We start from the raw sequence: 21,045 nt of genomic DNA on the forward strand, positions 1-21,045 counted from the left end.
ATGCCTCGCACAATCCTCGTCACGGGCGGGGCCGGATTCATAGGCAGCCACATCTGCAAGGCGCTGGCCCAATCCGGCTTCAAGCCCATCGCTTACGACAATCTCTCGACGGGTCACGCGGATTCGGTTCGGTGGGGTCCCTTCATCGAAGGCGACATTCTGGATCGTGGCCTCTTGAAAGCCACGCTCAAGGAGTTCTCGCCGGCCTTCGTTATCCATTGCGCCGCCAATGCCTATGTCGGTGAGTCCGTCGAGGATCCACGCAAATATTACCGCAACAATGTCGGCGGCAGTCTTGCGCTGCTGGATGCCTGTCTCGACCAGAATATCGGCGGGCTGGTGTTTTCTTCAAGCTGCGCCACCTATGGCGTGCCGCCGCAATTGCCCATCCGTGAGGAAACGGCTCAAATGCCGGTCAACCCTTACGGGCGCACGAAGCTGATCTTCGAAATGGCGCTGGAGGATTATGCTGCTGCCTACGGTTTGCGTTTCGTGGCGCTGCGTTATTTCAATGCCGCCGGGGCCGACCCGGACGGTGAGCTTTACGAGCGCCATGAACCTGAAACCCATCTGATCCCGCGGGCACTGATGGCGGCTGCCGCGAGGCTTCCGCAACTGGATGTCTTCGGGGCGGATTACGACACCAGCGACGGCACCTGCATTCGCGATTATATCCATGTCAGCGATCTGGCCGATGCCCATGTGGCTGCCGTCAATTATCTTGCCGAGGGCGGAGAGACGCTGCGCGTCAATCTCGGTTCCGGTCACGGTACATCGGTCGGCGATATCATCCGGGCGATCCATCGCGTGACGGGGCAGGAAGTTCCGGTGCATTTCGGCGCAAGGCGCGCCGGAGATCCGCCAGCCCTGTTTGCGGATATCAAACGTGCGGAAGAAACGCTCGGTTTTATACCGAAGCGTTCGGATATCGACACCATCATCCGGACGGCAGGTCCCGGTTTCGGACTGGAGGTGCGGTCATGAAAGCCCATTCCACCCCTTCCGTTCCATCGGCCAGTGCGGTTGCAGTCGCCAGTGACTTGCGAATGCTGCCGGTCTTTGCCGGCTGGAACCGCACGGCCTATCTTCTCGGCATTGGCGGCTGGCTGGTGACGCTCGCTTATTTCTGGATCTGGTGGCTCGATCGCGATCGTGTCATCGACTGGCCCTATTATACTGTCGTGACGATAACGCTCGCGTGGATCACGCTTCTGCCATCCTATTTCATCTTCATCTTTCTGAACGCGAAGGTTGTCGACCGGCGCTCCCCTCTGCCACGGGGCAGGGTGGCGATGGTCGTCACCAAGGCGCCGTCGGAACCTTTCGCGGTGGTGCAGAAGACGCTGCTGGCCATGCTCGAACAGAAGGGCCTGGAATTCGATGTCTGGCTCGCGGATGAGGCTCCGGATGCGGAAACGCTGAAATGGTGTGGCGCACACGGCGTTTTCGTTTCCACCCGACAGGGCGTTGCGGAGTATCATCGCAAGACCTGGCCGCGGCGCACACGCTGCAAGGAAGGCAATCTCGCTTATTTCTACGATCACTACGGTTACGAGCGTTATGATTTCGTCGCCCAGTTCGATGCGGATCACGTGCCGGAACCGGATTATCTGCGCGAGATCATGCGTCCCTTTGCCGATCCGAAGGTTGGATATGTTTCGGCTCCGAGCATCTGCGACGCCAATGCCGGTGAAAGCTGGGCCGCGCGCGGCAGGCTTTATGCCGAGGCGAGCCTGCATGGCGCGCTGCAACTGGGTTACAATAATGGCTGGGCGCCGCTCTGCATCGGTTCTCATTATGCCGTGCGCACGAAAGCCCTGCGGAAGGTCGGCGGCCTTGGGCCGGAGCTTGCCGAGGATCATTCCACCACGCTTTTGATGAATGCCGGCGGCTGGCGCGGCGTTCACGCCGTCAACGCCATCGCCCATGGCGACGGACCGGTGAGCTTTGCCGATCTCATCGTGCAGGAATTCCAGTGGTCGCGCAGCCTGATGACCATTCTGCTGCAATATTCAAGGCACTACGTGCCGAAGCTGCCGTCGCGGCTAAAGTTCCAGTTCCTGTTTTCGCAGCTCTGGTATCCGCTGTTTTCCGGCTTCATGGCGCTGATGTTCGTGCTTCCCGCCGTTGCGCTGATGCGCGGCGATGTGCTTGTCAACGCATCCTATCCGGCATTTCTGGCGCATTTCCTGCCGGTTTCGCTGATCATGATCGTGTTTGCCTTCTTCTGGCGGGCCACGGGCGCGTTCCGCCCGCATGATGCGAAGCTCTTCAGCTGGGAGGCCATGGTATTTCTGTTCCTGCGCTGGCCCTGGTCGCTGATGGGCGTGCTGGCAGCGATACGCGACACGATCCGTGGCGATTTCGTCGATTTCCGCATCACCCCCAAGGGCACGCAGGCAAAACCGCCGCTGCCGCTGAGGGTCGTGGCACCCTACATTCTTCTGGCGGCGCTCAGCCTCGTGGCCATGGTTCTGGCGCCGCGGGAAAACGGGGCGGAGGGCTTCTTCGTCTTCGCCGCCATCAATGTGGCGATCTATGCGGGCCTTTCGGTGTTTCTGCTCATCCGCCATGCGATGGAAAACGGCTTGCCAAAGCTGCCGGCATTGCGCGGGGGAGCGACTGCCGCCGCCTGTTCATTGCTGCTGGTGGCGGGCAGTGCCGTACAGCTCAGCTCCCATGCGATCGGCGGGCTGGAGGCCCTGTCGCACGGGCAGCCCTATGTCAGTTTTACCGAAACGCGGTTCACGGTCGCCGGTGCGGGCGTGGAAGGTGCGAGATCGGTGCGTCTGAAACTGCGCATTACCGTACCGGGATTGCGCGGACCGCAGGAAATGCAGGCGGAACCCATCGTGGCGCCGCCGCCGGCGGTGGCGACCGGAGAGATCATGCTGGCCGACAATAGGGTCGGACAATGAAGGAGGAGGCTGTGATGAAAACAACAATAAGCAAATGCGGATTCTCCGCTTTCGTACTCTGTCTTGCGGTGGTCGTGCCAAGCGCGGTCCACGCTGCAGGCGGCACGAAGACGCCGAAACCGCTCAGAACCAGCGAAGTCGTGGACATGTACTTCGACAAGACCTGGAAATGGGAAACGGGCGGTGGACGCTTCATCGCCCAAGACCGCAAATTCATCGCCGCAACGGAAGAAAAGGGCAAGAAGTCCATCGGTGAAGGCCGCTGGACCGTGGATGCCAAAGGCACCCTGTGCATGCGCGCCACCTGGAAAAGCGCGGCAGGAAACGGCAAGGCCGATACCTGCTTCGACCACGGTCGCATTGGCAAGGTGCTCTACCAGCGCAAGCAGGGCGGGCCATGGTACGTGTTCCGGCATAACCCGCCACGCCCTGGCGATGAATTCCTCAAGCTCGTCCGCAAGGACGATGTCACGCCGCAGATCGCCGCCTACGACAAGGCGATGACGGCAACAAGGTAGGGAGTAAGGTGTCATGCAGATAACAAGAAGAAAACTTCTGTTCGCAGGTGGTGCCGCCGCAGCCTTTACCGCCGGCATGTATCCGGTGCTCAAGCTCGACGCACAGGGTGTCGCCCCCATGACGTCGACGGGCATGAAGACACTTGCCGACAAAAGACCGACATTGCATGCGGACGGCATCCGTTTTGGTGCCTACGATCCGCACGGCGATTTCACGGCCCAGACCGGGGTGGCGACGGAACATCTGTTCCTGCCCTGGGAAGACGTGGATCTCGACAGTCTCGCACTTGCGGATGCCTACGCTCTGGAGCGCAAGCGCAACGTGCTGATCACCGTAGAACCCTGGTCCTGGGACGTTAACTGGCGGCTCACCTCCGACGAGTTGCGCCGCAAGGTGATGAGAGGCGACTATGACCAGAACATGCAGGCGATCGCCGCACGCATGTCGGCGATGAAAAGTCCGCTGATCCTGCGCTGGGGACAGGAAATGGAAGACACGTCCGGCCGCTTCTCGTGGTCGGGCTGGAACCCGCGTGATTACATCTCGGCGTATAAACGCATGGTGGACATGACCCGCAAGGCGGTTCCCAGCGTCAAGGTAATGTGGTCACCGAAAGGTCTGGACGGTCTGCGGGCCTACTACCCAGGTGACAGCTACGCCGATCTGGTCGGCCTCTCGGTTTTCGGTCTCGAGGAGTACGACAAGATCGAATATGGCGGACCGAAGACCTTCACCGATCTGCTGCGCAAGGGCTATGGACTTGTCGAAACCTTCAATAAGCCGGTCTGGGTTGCCGAACTGGGTTATGAAGGCGGCGATTCCTATGTTCGTCCGTGGATGAATGACGTGACGCTGAAACAGGCGGATTTTCCGAAGCTGGAAGAGGTCGTCTATTTTAACGACAAGGATGTTCACCCCTGGCCGCACAATCTCGGCAGACCGGACTGGCGCGTTGTGCGCCCGGCCAAGGTCTGATCTACGCCGAAAACCGGCGAGTGGCGATGCCGCTCGTCCGGTGGCCCGATACTAGTTGGCCGTCGCCAGCACGGCCTCTGCCTCATATATGGCGCAGACGATGTGATAAAACGTGCTTGCCGGCGCCGGTTCGTCGAGCATCGGCCTGTCGGCCGGCCATTTGTCGAACCACAGGCCCTTGACCGGCGTGTCGAGGAAAGGCTGCAGCGCGCCGATGGCGCTGAGACCGGAGGCGAGGTAACGCTGACGCTCCTCACCGCCCGTGACGCTCGCAAGCCGCACCGAAGCCTTCAGCCATTCCGTCTGCGGCCACAGCCGCGCCAGCCCGTCATGCACCGAAAAATCGTCGTAGAGGCTCATCACCGCCACCTTGCGGCGCGGGCAGATGCCGTAGGCCTCACCGATCTCGAACAGCCGTTTTGCCTTACCGATCGCCTCATCGTTTCCACGCAGGCTGCCCCAGCGTACCAGAAGCCAGGCCCATTCGAACTGGTGGCCGGGTTCCATGATCCGGCCTTTGTCGCTGTCATGCGGTGTCCAGTCATGGGCGAAGAATTCACGCAAGCCGCCATTGCCGCCATCGATGAAGCGGTTAAGCGCGAGATCGGCGATCTCGTCGGCCAGCGCCGACCACGGGCCGTCCGGGTCCTGCACCTCCCAGGCCAGCATCGCCTCGAAGAGATGCATGTGCGGATTGGAGCAGAGCGGCGTGCGCGGCGGGTTCGCTTCCTCGAAGCCGGCGACCGGATGTCTGTAGTCGCGTTCGAGGATGGCAAGGATATCGAGCGCCCGGCCGCGCATCTCGCCCCGGCGCTCGGGAAGGCTTGCAGCCGCCTGTGCGGTGGCAAACAGCGCAAAGGCCTGATTGTAGAGATCGAAGGAGGGATCGATCAGCCGGCCCGTCTGGTCGGCAAGGTTGCCATAAAGGCCGTTTTCAAGGCGATAGACCTTCTCGAACCAGGAAAGCCCGTGCAGGAGCGCGTCCTTCCACGGTCCCTGCCAGCCATGCTGGCCGGCGGCGGCGAAACAATAGGCCTGACGCGGCTGCACGCGGGCGCGGCGGTCATCGGAAAAAACCGGTTTCGCATCCTGACCGAGACGTTCGTAAAAGCCGCCATCCGGCCGGGCCGAACCCGCCTCCCACCACAGGGGCAGGGCGTCCTCATCCAGCCATTTGCGTAATCTTCCGATCTCTTCGGCAAGCGTCTGCGCGATGCTCGGAAATTGCAATGTCATGAGTCAACTCTCTGTTTTTACAGTTGAATAAAAAGCGGACCAATAAAAATACGTCATTATGGAGGCAAGTAGACCATGGGACATATTGCGCTGCAACCGTAAAATTATGGACCTGACAGAAAGCCAACCCCCAGCAGCGCGATTGGTTCCACCTTGTTCCATGGCGAACATGGGCGGAAATGGTGATTCGCTAGCCATAAAGTGTCAGAAATTACAACGCAAATTTGAGATTGCTTATTCGTAGTCCTCACGTATTTCGTAACAATGGTCTGCTCATTAGTGATTCGGTCTCCTTGTAACCTGGGCGACGTTGGGGAAATAAAGGGGCGTAAGGCAGTGAATTTTTCTGCCTATACTTTATTGCTGTTCTCCATTGCGGTTCTATCGGGCTGCAATACTCCCGCGGGCGTTCGGTCCTTCGGGGGATCCCAGATGCTGTCTCCTTCCGAGGCGCTGGTTTTCCCGCCGCCCGGTGGTCCTGAAATCGTGACCGTGGTCAACCGCACCTATTCCAATGCCGTGGCGCAGCAGGTCATCTTGCGCTCCGAGGCCACCACCCCCGGGCAGAACTACATCAAGGCGGAGTTTTTCGGCCCGCAACAGGCCGGCGATACCGATGGCGACGCTTTGGCTTTTTCCGGTTTCAGGGCATCTTCCGTCGCGCGGGAAATCCGCGCCGAGTTTCCGGGCGAAAATATCGCCATGTCGGCAAATTACCTGCAAAACGGTTATGGCGCGTTCTCCTATGCCGCCGGCAGCGGCCGTGGCGACGATACCTGCCTTTATGGATGGCAGGACATACGCTCGCCGGAAAGCATGCGGCAGGATTTCCGAAATCTCGGGCGCATCAAGGTGCGGCTGCGCCTTTGCCAGTCGGGCGCCAGCGTCGAGCGGCTGCTGGCGGTCATGTATAATTACACGATCACCGGCACCTATGCCTCGCCCAGCTGGAACCCTTACGGCACGCCGCAGGCGGTGGATAAAAATCTCGGGCGTCCGGGTCACCCGGTCTATCCCATAAAGGCGGATGAGGTGCCGATGCGGCCCGGCAGCGAGGTGACCGCGAGCGTGCCGCCCCGGCCCGTTCGTCGCACGGCTGCCGTTGCACCGCCCGCCCAGCCGGAACCGCAGCCGCTTCCACCCGTTGCTGCAGTCAGTATCCCGTCGCCCGCATCGGCTGGCGCACCCCTCCAGCCTGCAAGGCCCACGGTGGCGGGCAGGCGCCTGGATGGTGTGCCGGCAGATAGTGGCCGGCAACCGTCGCAGGTCCCGCAGGTTTCCATTCCGTCGCCCGCATGTCTGTCCGGTTCGGGGGGGGCGTCAGGATGCAGGTGATCGCCGGAACCAGCGGGAAAGAGCACGCCAAGGCGCAGATCGCAAAAATTCCGGACCGAAATTCCGGGTGGGGAAGACAACGGAAAGTTTCTGGATGAGCAAGGCCATCACAATCATTGTCTGGTTACTTGTGTCGCTTTGCGTTCTGGCCATCGTCACGATGCCGGTCAGCCTGCAGACGCATCTGGTCGCCACGGCGATTTCGCTCATCCTGCTGGCGACGATCAAGAGCTTCAATGGGCAGGGGGCCTGGCGTCTGGTAGCGCTCGGTTTCGGCACGGCCATCGTGCTGCGCTATGTCTACTGGCGCACCACCAGCACGTTGCCGCCCGTCAACCAGCTCGAGAACTTCATTCCCGGCTTTCTGCTCTATCTGGCGGAAATGTACAGCGTTGTGATGCTGGCGCTCAGTCTCGTCATCGTGTCGATGCCGCTGCCGTCGCGCAAGACGAGGCCCGGTTCCCCCGATTACCGGCCGACGGTCGACGTCTTCGTGCCGAGCTATAACGAGGACGCTGAGCTTCTCGCCAACACGCTCGCAGCGGCCAAGAACATGGATTATCCGGCCGACCGGTTCACCGTCTGGCTGCTGGACGATGGCGGCTCGGTGCAGAAGCGCAACGCCAGCAATATCGTCGAGGCGCAGGCGGCGCAGCGCCGCCACGAGGAGTTGAAGAAGCTCTGCGAGGACCTCGACGTGCGCTATCTGACGCGCGAGCGCAACGTCCACGCCAAGGCCGGAAATCTCAATAACGGGCTTGCCCATTCGACCGGCGAGCTCGTGACCGTGTTCGACGCCGACCACGCGCCCGCCCGCGACTTCCTTCTGGAAACGGTTGGTTATTTCGAAGAGGATCCGCGGCTCTTTTTGGTGCAGACACCGCATTTCTTCGTGAATCCCGATCCCATCGAGCGCAATCTGCGCACCTTCGAGACGATGCCGAGCGAAAACGAGATGTTTTACGGCATCATCCAGCGCGGCCTCGACAAGTGGAACGGTGCATTCTTCTGCGGTTCGGCCGCCGTGCTGCGGCGTGAGGCATTGCAGGATACCGAAGGTTTCAGTGGCGTCAGCATCACGGAAGATTGCGAAACGGCGCTGGCGCTGCATTCGCGCGGCTGGAACAGTATATATGTCGACAAGCCGCTGATCGCCGGGTTGCAGCCGGCCACCTTCGCAAGCTTCATCGGCCAGCGCAGCCGCTGGGCGCAGGGCATGATGCAGATACTAATCTTCCGCCAGCCCCTTTTTCGGCGCGGTCTCTCGTTTACGCAGCGTCTCTGCTACATGTCATCGACGCTGTTCTGGCTGTTTCCGTTTCCGCGCACCATCTTCCTGTTCGCACCGCTGTTCTACCTGTTCTTCGATCTTCAGATTTTCGTGGCCTCGGGCGGCGAGTTTTTGGCCTATACGGCTGCCTATATGCTCGTGAACCTGATGATGCAGAACTATCTCTATGGCAGCTTCCGCTGGCCTTGGATTTCGGAACTTTACGAATATGTGCAGACGGTTCACCTCCTGCCTGCCGTCGTTTCGGTGATTTTCAATCCCGGCAAGCCCACCTTCAAGGTGACGGCGAAGGATGAATCCATTGCCGAGGCACGGCTTTCGGAAATCAGCCGGCCGTTCTTCGTCATTTTCGCTCTGCTGCTGGTGGCGATGGCCTTTGCCGCCTGGCGCATCTACAGCGAGCCCTACAAGGCGGATGTCACGCTTGTGGTCGGCGGCTGGAACCTGCTCAATCTCATCTTTGCGGGCTGTGCGCTCGGCGTCGTTTCCGAGCGCGGCGACAAGTCCGCGTCGCGGCGCATCACGGTCAAACGGCGTTGCGAAGTCAAGCTCGAGGGCAGCGACGCCTGGGTGCCGGCTTCCATCGATAACGTCTCGGTGCATGGCCTCCTGATCAATCTCTTCGACAGCGCGACAACCATCGAAAAAGGCGCGACGGCTATCGTGAAGGTCAAGCCGCATAGCGAGGGCGTGCCTGAAACCATGCCTGTCAACGTGGTGCGAACGGTGAAGGGCGAGGGTTTCGTCTCGATCGGCTGTACCTTCTCGCCGCAACGCGCCGTCGATCACCGCCTGATTGCGGACCTGATCTTCGCCAATTCGGAACAATGGAGCGAATTCCAGCGGGTGCGCCGCAAGAACCCCGGCCTTATCCGTGGTACGGCCATCTTCCTCGCCATATCGCTCTTCCAGACGCAGCGCGGCCTTTATTATCTGGTCCGAACGCTTCGGCCTGCTCCCAGAGACGCCAAACCTGTCGGAGCGGTAAAATGATCGGCCGTAAACCCATCCGGGATTCTCTGGCAATGTTGGTATGGGGGGCCGTCGCCACGGGCGCGATGGCGCAGTCCTCGCCCTTCGACATGTCGCCGGAACGGCCCGCCCAGACGGCTCCGACACCCGTGCCGCCGTCCGCCGTTGCGCCTGCCGCGCCGCGTCAGCAGCCACCTGCCCAGATTCCGGCCCAAATTCCGGCCCAGACGCCGTCTCAGCCATCCGCCCCGCCGCCATTTGCGGTTCAGCCCGCGCCGCAGTCGCAACAGCGCCCAGCCGTTCCGTTGCCGCCGCTGGTTGCGGCTCCTCCGCGTCAGGAAGGCGCAAGACCTGTTCCTGCAACGGCCCCGTCGCTCGACGCCGACAGCCGCCGCCGATACATTCTGCCCTATGAAAAGCTCAGTCTTTCCGGGGAGATGGACCGGCGGCAATGGAGCATCTATCTGACGCCGGAGCAGGTAAACGCCGCCGTTTCGCTCAATATCGGGTATCAAAACGCCATCGTGGTCGCGCCGGAAAGCTCGAATTTTCAGGTCAGCCTGAACAATGTCGCGCTGGATCCGGCGCGTATCGAAGCGCCCGACAGCGAAGGCAATGTCTCCTTGAAGATACCGCCAGGCGTCTTGCAGGTCGGCTCAAATGTCGTGAGACTGGGTGTGCAGCAGCGCCACAGAACCGATTGCACGATCCAGTCCACCTACGATCTGTGGACCGATATAGACCCTGCCAATACCTATATCGGCTTTAATGCGGATGTCGCCGGAAGCTTTGCCAATATCGACGACATTCAGGCAACGGGGCCGGATGGCAAGGCGATGACGTCTATCGAGATTGTCGCACCGGCGCTCGGCAATCCGGCATTTGCGGATTCTCTCCTGCGTCTTTCACAGGCGCTGGCGCTCAGAACCCAGATGCCGAACCAGACGATCCGTTTCGTGGCCGCTCCTTCCGCTGAACGCAAGGCGGGCACGCTGACGGTCTTCGTCGGCACCGCCCGCGAGATTGCCGGAATTGCGGGAACGCTGCCACCCGAGGCTTCGGCAGGCGCTTTTGCCGGCTTTGGCGTCGCCGCGCCGGGCGGTCTTTCGCCGCTTTTCGTCAGCGGCCCCACCCCGCAGGCGGTGCAGGCGGCAATTGAGACGCTGTTTTCGTCGATATCGCGCACACCCGGTGCGCAGAGAACGACTTTTTCGACCCGAAGCTGGCATGCGCCGGATGTGCCGCTCGTCATGTCGGATCGCCGTATCGCGCTCTCCGAACTTGGTTTCGAAAGCACCGAATTTGGCGGCCGGCGTTTCCGCAACGAATTTTACGTCGGCATGCCAGCCGATTTTTATGCGTCCGCTTATGGTGAGGCGTCGCTTCTTCTCGATGCCGCCTATTCGTCGCAGGTATTGCCGGGCAGCCATGTCGATATCTACGTCAATGACCAGATCGCCTCGACCGTACCGATTTCCAACAATGGCGGCGGCATTTTCCGGCATCTGCCGATCAATGTGACGATGCGTCATTTCAAGCCAGGGCCGAACAAGGTCACCATCGAGGCAGTGTTGATGACGGCGCAGGATCAGGCCTGCGCCCCCGGCGCCCCTGCCAGCACAACGCCGCGTTTTGCATTGTTCGACACGTCTGAACTTCATATTCCGGACTATGCGCAGATCGGCCGCAAGCCGGATCTTGCCGCGATGGCGGGGGCCGGACAGCCCTATCGGACGGGCGGAGCGCCTGTTGCCCTGTCGCTCGACCGTTTCGACACCGACACCATGTCTGCGGCAGCCACGCTGATCAGCCGGCTGGCAAGCGTGGCGGGGCATCCCATCGACATCGAGACTGTCGCCTCGCCGCTGGTGATCGGTGATCGCGACGCGCTGTTCGTCGGCACGATTTCGCAATTCCCGCAGGCATTGATCGGCCAGTTCAATCTTGTTCCCTCCAGCCAGATATCCTGGAAAATGGGAACCGGCGTCCAGCCGCCCGCCCAGAGCAGCGAAACCCTTTTCAACGACTGGCGCGAGCGGGTGGATGGCGGCGTATGGGAGGGGCAGGTGTCTTCTCTCGAGGAATGGATGAAGCGGAATTTCGACCTGAGTTCGGATACGCTACGCTTCCTGCCGGCAGCCGAACAGCTCTATGCGCCGCCAAGCAATGTTTCCTTCATGCTGGCCCAGGGACTGAGCCCCTCCGGCGAAGGGGTGTGGACGCTTGCCACTGCGCCAACGTCCGCGGAACTTCTTGACGGGATGGCGGCGATGACGCGGGAAAACCGCTGGCGCGGTGTCACTGGACGTGTTGCCGCTTACGATGCCGCTGCCGAAAAACTTGAAACGGTGGAGGTGGAACGGCCGTATTTTTACGTCACGCGGGCGTTTTCCTTTTCCAACTGGAGGCTGGTCGCGGCCAACTGGCTTTCTTCCAACGTTCTTTCCTATTCGCTGGCGTTCATCGGCTTCGTATCTCTCCTCGGCCTCGCCACTTTCACGATGCTGCGCATGATGGGACGGCATCGATGAAGAACGGGATCTCGAAACTGGCCGGCATTTTCTTCCTGTCCATGATGACGGTGATTGCAGGTATTTCCGTCAGCCGCGCCGCTTCGGTTTCGCCGGAGGCGTGGTCTGCCTATAAAGGCGCGTTTCTCGATCCCGGCGGCCGCGTCATCGATACCGGCAACGGCAATATCAGCCATAGCGAAGGCCAGGGCTACGGCATGTGGCTTGCCGTGCTTGCCGACAACCTGTCCGACTTCGAGCTGATCTGGAGTTTCACGCGCACCGAGCTTTTGGTGCGTGACGACGGGCTTTCCGCCTGGAAATGGGATCCGCGCACCAGACCGCATGTAACCGATATCAACAACGCTACGGATGGCGATATCCTGATCGCCTATGCGCTGGCGCTGGCGGCAGGGCAATGGAACCGGCAGGATTATGCCGAAGCATCCGCGGCCATCGCATCCGCCATTCTCAGGAAGACGGTGGTGCAACGCGGCGGGCGAACGCTGCTTCTGCCGGCGGCCAGCGGTTTCGACGAGGATGACCGGGAGGATGGGCCAGTGGTCAATCCTTCCTATCTGATTTTCGAGGCCTTTCCGGTGCTCAATCTTGTTGCGCCATCGCCGCTTTGGAAAGCGCTTGCCGATGACGGTTTGGCGCAGATCGGGACATTCGCTTTCAGCGATAGAAAACTGCCGGCCGACTGGGTATCGGTGAAGACGAAGCCGCAGCCGGCATCGGGCTTCCCGCCGGAATTCGGCTATAATGCGGTGCGCATACCACTTTATCTCGCAAGGGCGAATATGGGGTCGCCGGAGCTGCTCGCCCGGCTGAAAGGCGGCATGACGCTGGAAAGCGGCGCTGCCGGAACCTTCGACCTGAAGAGCGGAGCGGTCAAGGATGTCCTGTCCGATCCCGGCTATCGCATCATTCCGGCGCTCGCGGCCTGTGTCGGCGGCGGGCCGGCCGTTTCCGCCGAACTCAAAAACTTCCAGCCAACACTTTATTATCCTTCCACATTGCATCTTCTGGCATTGTCGTTTCTGGCAAGGAATAACGGGGAATGCCGATGAACAAGCCACTGTCGACCTCGGCTTTCATTCTGCTTCTGATAGCGCTCGCCGCCTTTCACTGGCGCGATAACATTCTGGGGCGGGTGTCGGACGTGCATACCTCGGCGGTCGGCGACAACCGGGCGGTACAGCGTGTTTTGCCGACGGCGGCCAATCCGGCGCAGATCAACGCTTTCGTCAAGAACCGTGAAATGGCGCAAGTAACACAGCCCGCGACACCGCCGGTCACGGTGCCGGCGACCGACCCGTTGCCGGTGACACAGGTTGGCGGGCAGGCGCCGCAAACACAGACGGCGCAGGCGCCGGACCCTCGCGCCACCCAGCCTGCATCGGCTGATATGCCCGAGGTCGATCTGAGTGCGTTGCGCTATTTCGCGGCGAGGGGCGATACGCAGCGTCTTCAGGCCGAAATCGCGCGCCTGCGCGCGCTTTATCCCAACTGGACGCCGCCTGCCGATCCTCTCGCCATTCCCGAAAATGGCGATCCACGGCTCGACGCCATGTGGCAGCTTTATACCGACGGCCGTTATGCCGAAGTGAGGAAGGCGATTGCCGACCGCCAGCAGGCGGAGCCCGGCTGGCAGCCACCCGACAATCTGACGGGCATGCTTTCCCTCGCCGAAGCGCGCCAGCGACTCGTCAATGCTTCCGATCTCAAGCAATATACGACAGTGGTGGATACAGCCGCCAATAATCCCAGCCTGCTGACATGCGGCGAGGTCGATGTGCTGTGGCGGGTTGCCGATGCTTTCGCCAATACCGACCGGATGGGACGGGCGCGCGACGCCTATCTCTACATCCTCAACAATTGCACGGTCGCCAGCGACAGGCTCGCCACCGTGCAGAAGGCATCCGCGCTTTTGCCGGCGGAAATGATGGACGAACTGCTGGCCAAGGAAAAACCGGGCGCCGACGGTCAGCTGGAATTTGAACCGGTCAAGAACGATCTCGCCCGCCAGTTCGTGGCCAAGGCAGGGGAGAAGGAGGGCATTGCCGTTCCTTCGGCCTATGTGATGCGGCTTCAGCGGCTTGCCGAGACCGATAAGCTTGCAAGCGACGCCCTGCTGCTCGGCTGGTACAATATCCGGCAGAAGAACATGGCGGAGGCGGAAAAATGGTTCCGCAAGGCGCGGGAAGAGGAAGACAGCGCATCGGCTTCGCAGGGGCTGGCGCTGGCGCTGATCGACCGTAACGAGCCGCGTGAGGCCGAGGACGTCATGTATAAATGGCGCAAGGCATCCGACGATGCGCTTGCGACCTATCTCGCCGCAACGGCAAATCTTCTCGCGCTGGAGCCGCCGGTGGTCCTGCCGCCGGAGGTGCTGCAACGTATCGCCGCCGAAACGGTGGCGCAGAAGGATGCGGCGACGGCGCAGCAATTCGGCTGGTATTCGCTTGCCTTCCGGCAGACGCCGCTTGCTTTGCAATGGTTCAGCACGGCCCTTGGCTGGAAACCCGACGATGAGCCATCGGCCTACGGCATGGCGGTCAGCTATCACGATCTTCGCAATCTCGCCGGCCTGCGTGGCATCCAGCAGCAATGGGGAGGCCGTTCGCAACGTATCGCCGATGTCGGAACGGCGCGCATGGTGGACCAGCCCGGGCAGGCGGTTGCTCCCATAACCGCGCCGCCGGTTGTCGCACAGGTAACGGCGCCGCCCGTGCAGACGAATGCACCGCAGGGTGAGACGGCGGTGGTTTATAACCCGCCTGTCGTCCAGCAGCCTGAGCCTTCGCGCAAGCAGGCGCGCCGCCCCGCGCAGGTGCAAAGGGAAGCCGGTGCTGCATCGCGCCCGCGTTCCTGCGCGGCCTATCCCGATCCGCAACGTCTGCCGCCACAGCAGGCGCTCGATCTCGGCTGGTGCCTGATGGAGACGAACCGTCCGGCAGAGGCTCTGAAAGCTTTCGAATCCGCGATTGAAAGCGGTCAGTCCAATGTCAAAAGCGATGCAGCCTACGGCCAGAGCCTTGCCTATCTGCGCATGGGCTTGACGGACCATGCAGCCGTCTCGGCGACGAAATCGCGTATGGATCGCCCACGCGCGACGGAGCTGCAGGTTTCGATCCTTGCCGATCGAGCGGTTTCCGCGTTCGGGTCGAAGCGATATGCCGAAACGCTTCTCCTGCTCGACCAGCGGGCGCGGCTGGCGGATGAGCGCACGGACCTGATGGTGCTGCGCGGTTATTCCTACCTCGCCATGCGCCGTTATGGTGAGGCCGCCCAGATTTTCGAAAGCCTCACAGCTATCGGAAACAAGGATGGCATCCGGGGCCTGGCTGCGGTGCGCGCCGCCCGGCCCAGCAACGGTCCACAGGGCGGCTGACGGGCGGCTGATCGCGGCTGGATATAGCAACAGTCGCTGCTATCTCGCGTCGGTGAGGTTGCGGATGATGCGCATGAAGATGCGCGCGCCGGTGCCGATCAACGCATCCGGAAAGTCGTAATCCGGATTATGCAGGTTGGGATAGTCCCGGCCTGCGCCGAGAAAGAACATCGCCGATGACGAAACGGCGCGAAAGCGGCCGAAATCCTCGGAAGCCCGCATGGGCAGCCCCTCCGAACCGTGGGAGATTTTTTCCTCGTCCAGCGCGCGCCGGATATGCCCGACCGCGTCAGGCGCATTTTCGCAATGCAGGAAAATATCGTCATAGGTGATGTCGAGGGTCAGCTGCTGTTCGTCCGCCACCTTTTTAGCCAGAGTTTCCGCAGCCTCGCAGAGTTTTTCCATCCGGTCGTCGGTCAGTGTCCGCAGTGTCGCCCAGATTTCAGCATCGGCCGGGGAAATTCCGAAGGCGGCTTCGCCCATTACGGCATGGGTGATCGTCACCATCGAAAAATCGGGCTCTGGCGGAAAACCGGAGCCCAGTTCGGCCAAGGCCGGCATCAGCCGGGATATTGCCCGCATCGGGGAAATGCCATGTTCAGGTGAAGACGCATGCGCCGTCTTGCCGGAAAGGTGGATTTTGACCCCGCGCGACGCGCAGTTGACCGGGCCCTCCACCACGCTGACATGGCCGAAAGGCAGGCCGGGCAGGTTATGGAGCGAAAAGGAATAATCCGGCTTTATCTGCCCAAAACGCGAGTCGGCGAGGACGGCGGCGGCGCCCGCGCCGGTTTCTTCCGCCGGCTGGTACAGAAGGATGACGCGACCTGTCGCGGGCCGCTGCCGGGAAAGGCCGAGCGCCAGCGCCGTCAGAATGGTGGAGTGGCCGTCATGGCCGCAAAGATGGCCTTTGCCATCAGTGCCGGAGCGGTATTCGGCGTCACTCTTTTCGTGAATGGGCAGGGCATCGAGTTCCGAACGGATGAGGATCGCCGGGCCGCTTTTACCGCTGTCATAGACCGCAGCCACGCCATGGCCGCCGAGATCGGCGAAAAGCCGGTCGGGCTGCGCCTGCTCGAGGAAAGCGCGGATGCGCCGCGCCGTTTCCTTCTCCTCGCCGGAGATTTCCGGATGACGGTGAAGATCATGGCGAAGCTCAATAAGATCGAGCATGTCCTTGTTGGTCAGAAACATCAAAAATCCTTGTAAGTCGTCCGGCCGGTTTTTCCTGCCGCAACTTACAGGGCGTTGCCTTTAATGCAAAACCTTTGGCGGGTGCCAGCGTTTGCCCGCCGCTTTCGGCTTGATGGCGAGCGTGACGACATCGGCTGGCAGCGGAACCTTGGCTTTTGCCAGTTCCAGCCGGGCAAGGGCTGCACGGGCCTTTTCCGCATATTCCAGATGTGCCGCATCGTCCGAATGATAGTGCTGCAGCCTGTCGAGGATTTCCGCACCTTCCATTGTTCTTTCGGCGGCAATCAGCGCCACGGCGCATTTGTAAAGCGCTTCCCGGTGGAAGGGCGCGCGATTGGTCACCTGGCGGAAGGCCTCGGACGCCTCGTGGTAGTGCTGCTGCGCCAGCCGGGCCTCGCCGATGCGCAGCCAAAGGACAACGGGTTCCTGCCCGGCGGCCAGAAGGCTGAGAAAGGCGATTTCGGCCTCTCGGAATTCACCCCGGTCGAACAACAGATTGGCGAGCCCGAATTGCGCGCCGAGATGGTCCGGTGCCGCAGTCAGCACCTGGGCGAAGGCAATATTGGCGGCCGCCTTCTGGCCGGTCTTATAGAGTTTGAGGGCCTGTTCGTAGACAAAACGGATGCTGCGCGGGTGAAGCGTGCCGCCGAGATTGTCGCCCGAGCGGGTGCGGAACAGCGTGCAGCTCAGCTTCTGCTCCTCCGGCCCGAAGAAATATTTGTAAGGCTCGTTGCCGCGCAGGAAATCATAGGTTTTGAAACCCTGCTCGATTGCCCTGCGAATGCAATGGCCATGCAGCACGAGCCCGGGGGAAGGGGTCTTCCAGTTCTCGTCGCGGCCGGTAATGTAGAACAGGACCGATTTCTTCTGGCGGTCGATGATATTGGCGAGCGCGCCGAGCGGCTGGTCGTCGAACCACAGCACCGGCACTTCCAGGTCGCCACGGATATAGACGTCCATCAGCATCTGCCGTGTCGCACCGATCAGGAGTTCCGTGCGTTCCTTGCCTTTGTGCGGCGCCCAGCGGATGCGCCAGAAATCGAACAGGATGTCCATGTCCCGCTTGATTGTTTCCCTCGTTGCAAAGGTGATGCGATATTCGTCGCCGCCTTCCACTTTTCTCAGGAAACGCCTCAGCTTCTGCCGGGTCTGGCTGCTCATATGACTGTCGAGATAGCCGTCGAACGTGTCCGGCAGCGTCACCACCGGGCAGATGCAATTGTTGATGTTGTAGGGGTTGGTTGGCATGTTGTCGCGAAACATGACGAGCGGGCCCTGAAGTGCCCGGATCATAGCGTCGCGGCGTTCCGGAGGGCCGGAAAGATAATCGAGCTTCAGCTCGGTCCAGTTTTGCTGGCGGATATAGGAACAGAAACCGGCGACTGCGTGATTTTCATAGTCCGGCAGGGTGATGAAACCGGTGTAATCGGCCGCCGCATTGCCGGCCATGACGATGCTGTCGTGGAAACGTCCGGTTTTTTTGTCCGGTTCGGTGACGATGCGCAGCGGGAAAAACGCAACATAGGGCGAGCCTTCCGCCCGTTCGCGCAGCGCAAGAATGAACCAGCGCCTGCGGCGCGGCATATAGTCCCTCAGCCACCCCCAGGAGAGGAAATGCCGGGCATGGGGATCGGCCATGAACACCGCATCCCAGTTTTCGCGGATCGCCTCGAAGCCGGCGTCCGTGTCGATGATATCGATACGCATTCGTCCCCCTCCCAATACTGATCACACATTCGGGAGGCTTCATTTTATGGGTAAACGGTCGGCTTCAAATATTCCCTTCGGGTGAAAGCCGTGCATCAAATGGGATTAGCCCGTCGCCGATCCGCCATCGCTGCGCCGCGACAAAAAAGACCTTGTCAGCCGGTGGCAGCGCTCTAACATGTGGGGCTGAATGCGCGGCCGGCTCAACGGTCCGCATGGCACAGGAGTTCTCATATGGCTGTTCCTTATATGCTTCTGACCGGCGCAAGCCGTGGAATAGGGCACGCCACCGTCAAGCTGTTTCAGGAAAAGGGCTGGAGAATTCTCACCGTATCGCGGCAACCCTTCTCCGAGGAATGCCGTTGGCCGTCAGCGCGGGAGAGCCACATTCAGGCCGATCTGGAGGACCTGTCCCGCATTGACGATCTGGCGGACGAGGTGCGTTCACGCCTGCCGGAGGGAAAGCTTGCGGCGCTTGTCAACAATGCCGGAATTTCGCCGAAGGGCGAGGGTGGCAGCCGTCTCGGTGTCATGGATACGACGGCGGAAATCTGGACGCGGGTGCTGAACGTCAATCTTGTTTCGACGGCGCTGCTCGCCCGCGCGCTTTTGCCGGAACTGGAAGCGGCAAAAGGCTCAATCGTCAACGTCACGTCGATTGTCGGCTCACGGGTGCATCCTTTTGCCGGCGTGGCCTATGCCACATCGAAGGCGGCGCTTGCGGCGCTGACGCGCGAGCTGGCGCATGAGTTCGGTCCGCGCGGCGTGCGCGCCAATGCGATTGCGCCGGGCGAGATCAACACCGCCATCCTCTCCCCCGGAACGGCCGAGCTGGTGGAAGCCCAGGTGCCGCTCGGGCGGCTCGGCACCACGGCCGAGGTGGCGCAGACCATCTATTTCCTGTGCTCGGAACAGTCGAGCTACATCAACGGCGCGGAAATTCACATCAATGGCGGACAGCACGTCTGACACGCCGAGCATCAACCGAAAATGGAGCCTTCATCGATGACCATCCTGCCGAATTCCGTCGAGGCACGCGATATCGCCTATCAGATGCATCCGAACGTCAATCTGCGCAAATTCGAAAAGACCGGCGGTCTGGTGATCGAGAGCGGCGAAGGCATCTATGTAACCGACAGCAGCGGCAAGCGCTATATCGAGGCGATGGCGGGGCTGTGGTCGGTGGCGCTCGGCTTCGGTGAACAGCGGCTGGTGGACGCGGCGACGAAGCAGATGCAGAAGCTGCCCTATTACCACACCTTTTCCTACAAGACGCACGGTCCGTCGGTTGATCTCGCCGAGCTGCTGATCGAGCTTTCACCGGTGCCGATGTCCAAGGTGCATTTCACCTCCTCCGGCTCCGAGGCCAACGATCTGGTCGCCAAGATGGTCTGGTATCGCTCGAACGCTCTGGGCAGACGAGAAAAGAAGAAGATCATCGGCCGCATCAAGGGGTATCATGGCGTGACGATTGCCTCGGCCTCAATCACCGGCCTGCCGCGTAACCATGAAAGCTTCGACCTGCCGCTGGACCGCATGTTGCATACGGCCTGCCCCTCCTATGTGCATTTTGGAAAGGAAGGGGAAAGCGAGGCGGATTTCACCGCGCGTATCCTGAAAGAGCTGGAGGATTTGATTCTTCGCGAAGGCCCGGAAACCATTGCCGCTTTCTGGGGCGAGCCGGTAATGGGCGCCGGCGGCGTTCTTTTGCCGCCCGAAGGTTATTGGGAAGGCGTTCAGGCGATCCTGAAGAAATACGATATTCTGCTTGTGGTGGATGAGGTGATCTGCGGTTTCGGCCGAACCGGCAAGATGTTCGCCTGCGAGACCTATGGCATCAAGCCGGATGTGCTTGTCGTCTCCAAGCAGATTTCGTCGTCCTATATGCCGCTTTCGGCGATCATCATGAATGACAATTTCTACCAGCCGATTGCCGACGAATCCGACCGCATCGGCTCCTTCGGCCATGGTTACACCGCCTCCGGCCATCCCGTCGCAACAGCTGTGGGGCTGGAGAACCTGAAGATCATTCAGGAGCGCGATCTGGTCGGTAACGTCGCCCGGCTGGAAGGCAAGTTTCTCGATCATCTGAAGGCGCTCGCCGATCACCCGCTTATTCATTCCTCGCGCGGTATCGGCCTGATCGGCGCGCTGGAGGTGAAGCCATGGGAGGGCATGAAGCCCGGCGATACCACGCTCGCCCTTGCCGCGGCCATCGAGGAGGAGGGTGTCATCACGCGGCCTATCGGCGAGTCCATCTGCTTCTGCCCGCCGCTCATCATTACGGCCGAACAGCTGGACGAGCTGTTTGCCGGTGTGAAGCGTGGTCTCGACAAGGTTGCGGCTGCCCGAGGCTGATGACTTCAGCAATTGTGCCGGCCGGTTTATCCGGCTGGCCTATCCCCGATAGGCCACAAGCACCGCGCCGCAGGCGATCAGCACCACGCCGAGCCAGTTGGGCAAAGACAGCCTTTCGCCCAGAAACAGCACCGCAAAGACGGCAACAAACACGACGCTCAGCTTGTCTATGGGCGCGACGCGGGCGGCGTCTCCGAGTTTCAGCGCCCGGAAATAACATATCCACGATGCGCCGGTGGCCAGTCCCGAAAGCACGAGGAACAGCCAGGTTTTACCCGAGATGGTGGAAGGCTGCTGCCAGTTGCCGGTGATGTAAACCATCAGGCCGGCGGCGGCGAGAATGACGACGGTGCGGATGAGAGTGGCGAAATCGGAATTGATATTTTCGACGCCGACCTTCGCAAAGATGGCGGTGAGCGCCGCAAAGGCTGCCGATAGCAGCGCCCAGAATTGCCAGGCCAGAAACAGGTTCTTCATGCCGCCACTCCGCTTATCGCATTTGTTCCGCTTCGGCTCTACCGCATCTTCCGGCCGATAAAAACCCCGTTTAGTGGGCGCGAGCCTGAACAAAGAAAGCCCGGCGCATCCTGTCGATGCGCCGGGCTTTCCATATGTGCCTGCCCGGAGAAACCG

The 21,045-nt window shown here is 61.0% G+C and carries 15 protein-coding genes; 11 read left to right on the plus strand and 4 right to left on the minus strand.

All coding sequences use genetic code 11. From position 1 onward, the window contains the following. From galE to PIB16_RS13430, 4 genes are read left to right on the plus strand one after another with little or no spacing between them, the layout of a single operon-like run. The gene (galE, locus tag PIB16_RS13415; RefSeq protein WP_149741836.1) at positions 1 to 984 is read left to right on the plus strand and encodes a UDP-glucose 4-epimerase GalE; all 984 of its coding nucleotides are present in this window, start codon (positions 1 to 3) and stop codon (positions 982 to 984) included. Continuing rightward, on the plus strand, positions 981 to 2,918 hold the full coding sequence (locus PIB16_RS13420; RefSeq protein WP_271045738.1) for a glycosyltransferase family 2 protein: 1,938 nt from the start codon (positions 981 to 983) through the stop codon (positions 2,916 to 2,918). The genes galE and PIB16_RS13420 overlap by 4 nt, the downstream gene beginning before the upstream one ends. Positions 2,919 to 2,932: 14 nt before the next feature. After that, a complete protein-coding gene (locus PIB16_RS13425; RefSeq protein WP_174036814.1) occupies positions 2,933 to 3,436 on the plus strand; it encodes a DUF995 domain-containing protein in 504 nt (167 codons plus the stop codon). A 13-nt stretch (positions 3,437 to 3,449) separates the two neighbouring features. Then, positions 3,450 to 4,412, plus strand: a complete 963-nt coding sequence (locus PIB16_RS13430; protein WP_174036813.1) for a glycoside hydrolase family 26 protein — start codon at positions 3,450 to 3,452, stop codon at positions 4,410 to 4,412. Between the two features lie 51 nt (positions 4,413 to 4,463). On the opposite strand, the gene PIB16_RS13435 is transcribed toward PIB16_RS13430, so the two are convergent. Next, positions 4,464 to 5,648, minus strand: coding sequence for an AGE family epimerase/isomerase (locus tag PIB16_RS13435; protein WP_271045739.1), 1,185 nt, complete (start codon positions 5,646 to 5,648; stop codon positions 4,464 to 4,466). A 432-nt stretch (positions 5,649 to 6,080) separates the two neighbouring features. Between PIB16_RS13435 and bcsN the strand changes: the two genes are divergently transcribed. The 5 genes from bcsN (at position 6,081) to PIB16_RS13460 (ending at position 15,153) form a co-directional block, all read left to right on the plus strand. After that, positions 6,081 to 6,983 (plus strand): cellulose biosynthesis protein BcsN, encoded by a 903-nt coding sequence (gene bcsN / locus PIB16_RS13440; RefSeq protein WP_271045740.1) that lies wholly within the window; start codon positions 6,081 to 6,083, stop codon positions 6,981 to 6,983. A gap of 94 nt (positions 6,984 to 7,077) precedes the next feature. Beyond that, positions 7,078 to 9,267 (plus strand): UDP-forming cellulose synthase catalytic subunit, encoded by a 2,190-nt coding sequence (gene bcsA, locus PIB16_RS13445; protein ID WP_065655596.1) that lies wholly within the window; start codon positions 7,078 to 7,080, stop codon positions 9,265 to 9,267. Further along, positions 9,264 to 11,777: a cellulose biosynthesis cyclic di-GMP-binding regulatory protein BcsB gene (locus PIB16_RS13450; protein WP_271045741.1), complete on the plus strand. Its 2,514-nt coding sequence runs from the start codon at positions 9,264 to 9,266 to the stop codon at positions 11,775 to 11,777. The genes bcsA and PIB16_RS13450 overlap by 4 nt, the downstream gene beginning before the upstream one ends. Then, on the plus strand, positions 11,774 to 12,829 hold the full coding sequence (locus tag PIB16_RS13455; RefSeq protein ID WP_080857269.1) for a glycosyl hydrolase family 8: 1,056 nt from the start codon (positions 11,774 to 11,776) through the stop codon (positions 12,827 to 12,829). Before PIB16_RS13450 ends, PIB16_RS13455 begins: the two co-directional genes overlap by 4 nt. Continuing rightward, positions 12,820 to 15,153: a cellulose synthase gene (locus PIB16_RS13460; RefSeq protein WP_271045742.1), complete on the plus strand. Its 2,334-nt coding sequence runs from the start codon at positions 12,820 to 12,822 to the stop codon at positions 15,151 to 15,153. The genes PIB16_RS13455 and PIB16_RS13460 overlap by 10 nt, the downstream gene beginning before the upstream one ends. A 39-nt stretch (positions 15,154 to 15,192) precedes the next feature. Here PIB16_RS13460 and PIB16_RS13465 read toward each other — a convergent pair whose 3' ends face one another. Together PIB16_RS13465 and PIB16_RS13470 are read right to left on the minus strand one after the other, a co-directional pair. Then, complete coding sequence (locus PIB16_RS13465; RefSeq protein WP_271045743.1) at positions 15,193 to 16,347, minus strand: amidohydrolase; 1,155 nt, start codon at positions 16,345 to 16,347, stop codon at positions 15,193 to 15,195. Positions 16,348 to 16,407: 60 nt separating this feature from the next. Next, on the minus strand, positions 16,408 to 18,054 hold the full coding sequence (locus PIB16_RS13470) for a GNAT family N-acetyltransferase (protein WP_125146977.1): 1,647 nt from the start codon (positions 18,052 to 18,054) through the stop codon (positions 16,408 to 16,410). Between the two features lie 234 nt (positions 18,055 to 18,288). Here PIB16_RS13470 and PIB16_RS13475 point away from each other — a divergent pair, with 234 nt between their 5' ends. Together PIB16_RS13475 and PIB16_RS13480 are read left to right on the plus strand one after the other, a co-directional pair. Further along, on the plus strand, positions 18,289 to 19,023 hold the full coding sequence (locus tag PIB16_RS13475; RefSeq protein ID WP_065655602.1) for an SDR family NAD(P)-dependent oxidoreductase: 735 nt from the start codon (positions 18,289 to 18,291) through the stop codon (positions 19,021 to 19,023). Positions 19,024 to 19,059: 36 nt separating this feature from the next. Then, the gene (locus tag PIB16_RS13480; protein WP_271045744.1) at positions 19,060 to 20,412 is read left to right on the plus strand and encodes an aspartate aminotransferase family protein; all 1,353 of its coding nucleotides are present in this window, start codon (positions 19,060 to 19,062) and stop codon (positions 20,410 to 20,412) included. A gap of 39 nt (positions 20,413 to 20,451) precedes the next feature. Here PIB16_RS13480 and PIB16_RS13485 read toward each other — a convergent pair whose 3' ends face one another. Further along, on the minus strand, positions 20,452 to 20,889 hold the full coding sequence (locus tag PIB16_RS13485) for an EamA family transporter (RefSeq protein ID WP_127755823.1): 438 nt from the start codon (positions 20,887 to 20,889) through the stop codon (positions 20,452 to 20,454). Between the last annotated feature and the right edge of the window lie 156 nt (positions 20,890 to 21,045).

This window comes from Agrobacterium sp. ST15.13.015 (genome assembly GCF_027871645.1).
Classification (GTDB): domain Bacteria; phylum Pseudomonadota; class Alphaproteobacteria; order Rhizobiales; family Rhizobiaceae; genus Agrobacterium; species Agrobacterium leguminum.

What these genes read in the sequence shown, in the direction of transcription:
- galE (WP_149741836.1), top strand. Translation starts at nt 1, where the DNA reads ATGCCTCGCACAATCCTCGTCACGGGCGGGGCCGGATTCATAGGCAGC.
- PIB16_RS13420 (WP_271045738.1), top strand. Translation starts at nt 981, where the DNA reads ATGAAAGCCCATTCCACCCCTTCCGTTCCATCGGCCAGTGCGGTTGCA.
- PIB16_RS13425 (WP_174036814.1), top strand. Translation starts at nt 2,933, where the DNA reads ATGAAAACAACAATAAGCAAATGCGGATTCTCCGCTTTCGTACTCTGT.
- PIB16_RS13430 (WP_174036813.1), top strand. Translation starts at nt 3,450, where the DNA reads ATGCAGATAACAAGAAGAAAACTTCTGTTCGCAGGTGGTGCCGCCGCA.
- PIB16_RS13435 (WP_271045739.1), bottom strand. Translation starts at nt 5,648, where the DNA reads ATGACATTGCAATTTCCGAGCATCGCGCAGACGCTTGCCGAAGAGATC.
- bcsN (WP_271045740.1), top strand. Translation starts at nt 6,081, where the DNA reads ATGCTGTCTCCTTCCGAGGCGCTGGTTTTCCCGCCGCCCGGTGGTCCT.
- bcsA (WP_065655596.1), top strand. Translation starts at nt 7,078, where the DNA reads ATGAGCAAGGCCATCACAATCATTGTCTGGTTACTTGTGTCGCTTTGC.
- PIB16_RS13450 (WP_271045741.1), top strand. Translation starts at nt 9,264, where the DNA reads ATGATCGGCCGTAAACCCATCCGGGATTCTCTGGCAATGTTGGTATGG.
- PIB16_RS13455 (WP_080857269.1), top strand. Translation starts at nt 11,774, where the DNA reads ATGAAGAACGGGATCTCGAAACTGGCCGGCATTTTCTTCCTGTCCATG.
- PIB16_RS13460 (WP_271045742.1), top strand. Translation starts at nt 12,820, where the DNA reads ATGCCGATGAACAAGCCACTGTCGACCTCGGCTTTCATTCTGCTTCTG.
- PIB16_RS13465 (WP_271045743.1), bottom strand. Translation starts at nt 16,347, where the DNA reads ATGTTTCTGACCAACAAGGACATGCTCGATCTTATTGAGCTTCGCCAT.
- PIB16_RS13470 (WP_125146977.1), bottom strand. Translation starts at nt 18,054, where the DNA reads ATGCGTATCGATATCATCGACACGGACGCCGGCTTCGAGGCGATCCGC.
- PIB16_RS13475 (WP_065655602.1), top strand. Translation starts at nt 18,289, where the DNA reads ATGGCTGTTCCTTATATGCTTCTGACCGGCGCAAGCCGTGGAATAGGG.
- PIB16_RS13480 (WP_271045744.1), top strand. Translation starts at nt 19,060, where the DNA reads ATGACCATCCTGCCGAATTCCGTCGAGGCACGCGATATCGCCTATCAG.
- PIB16_RS13485 (WP_127755823.1), bottom strand. Translation starts at nt 20,889, where the DNA reads ATGAAGAACCTGTTTCTGGCCTGGCAATTCTGGGCGCTGCTATCGGCA.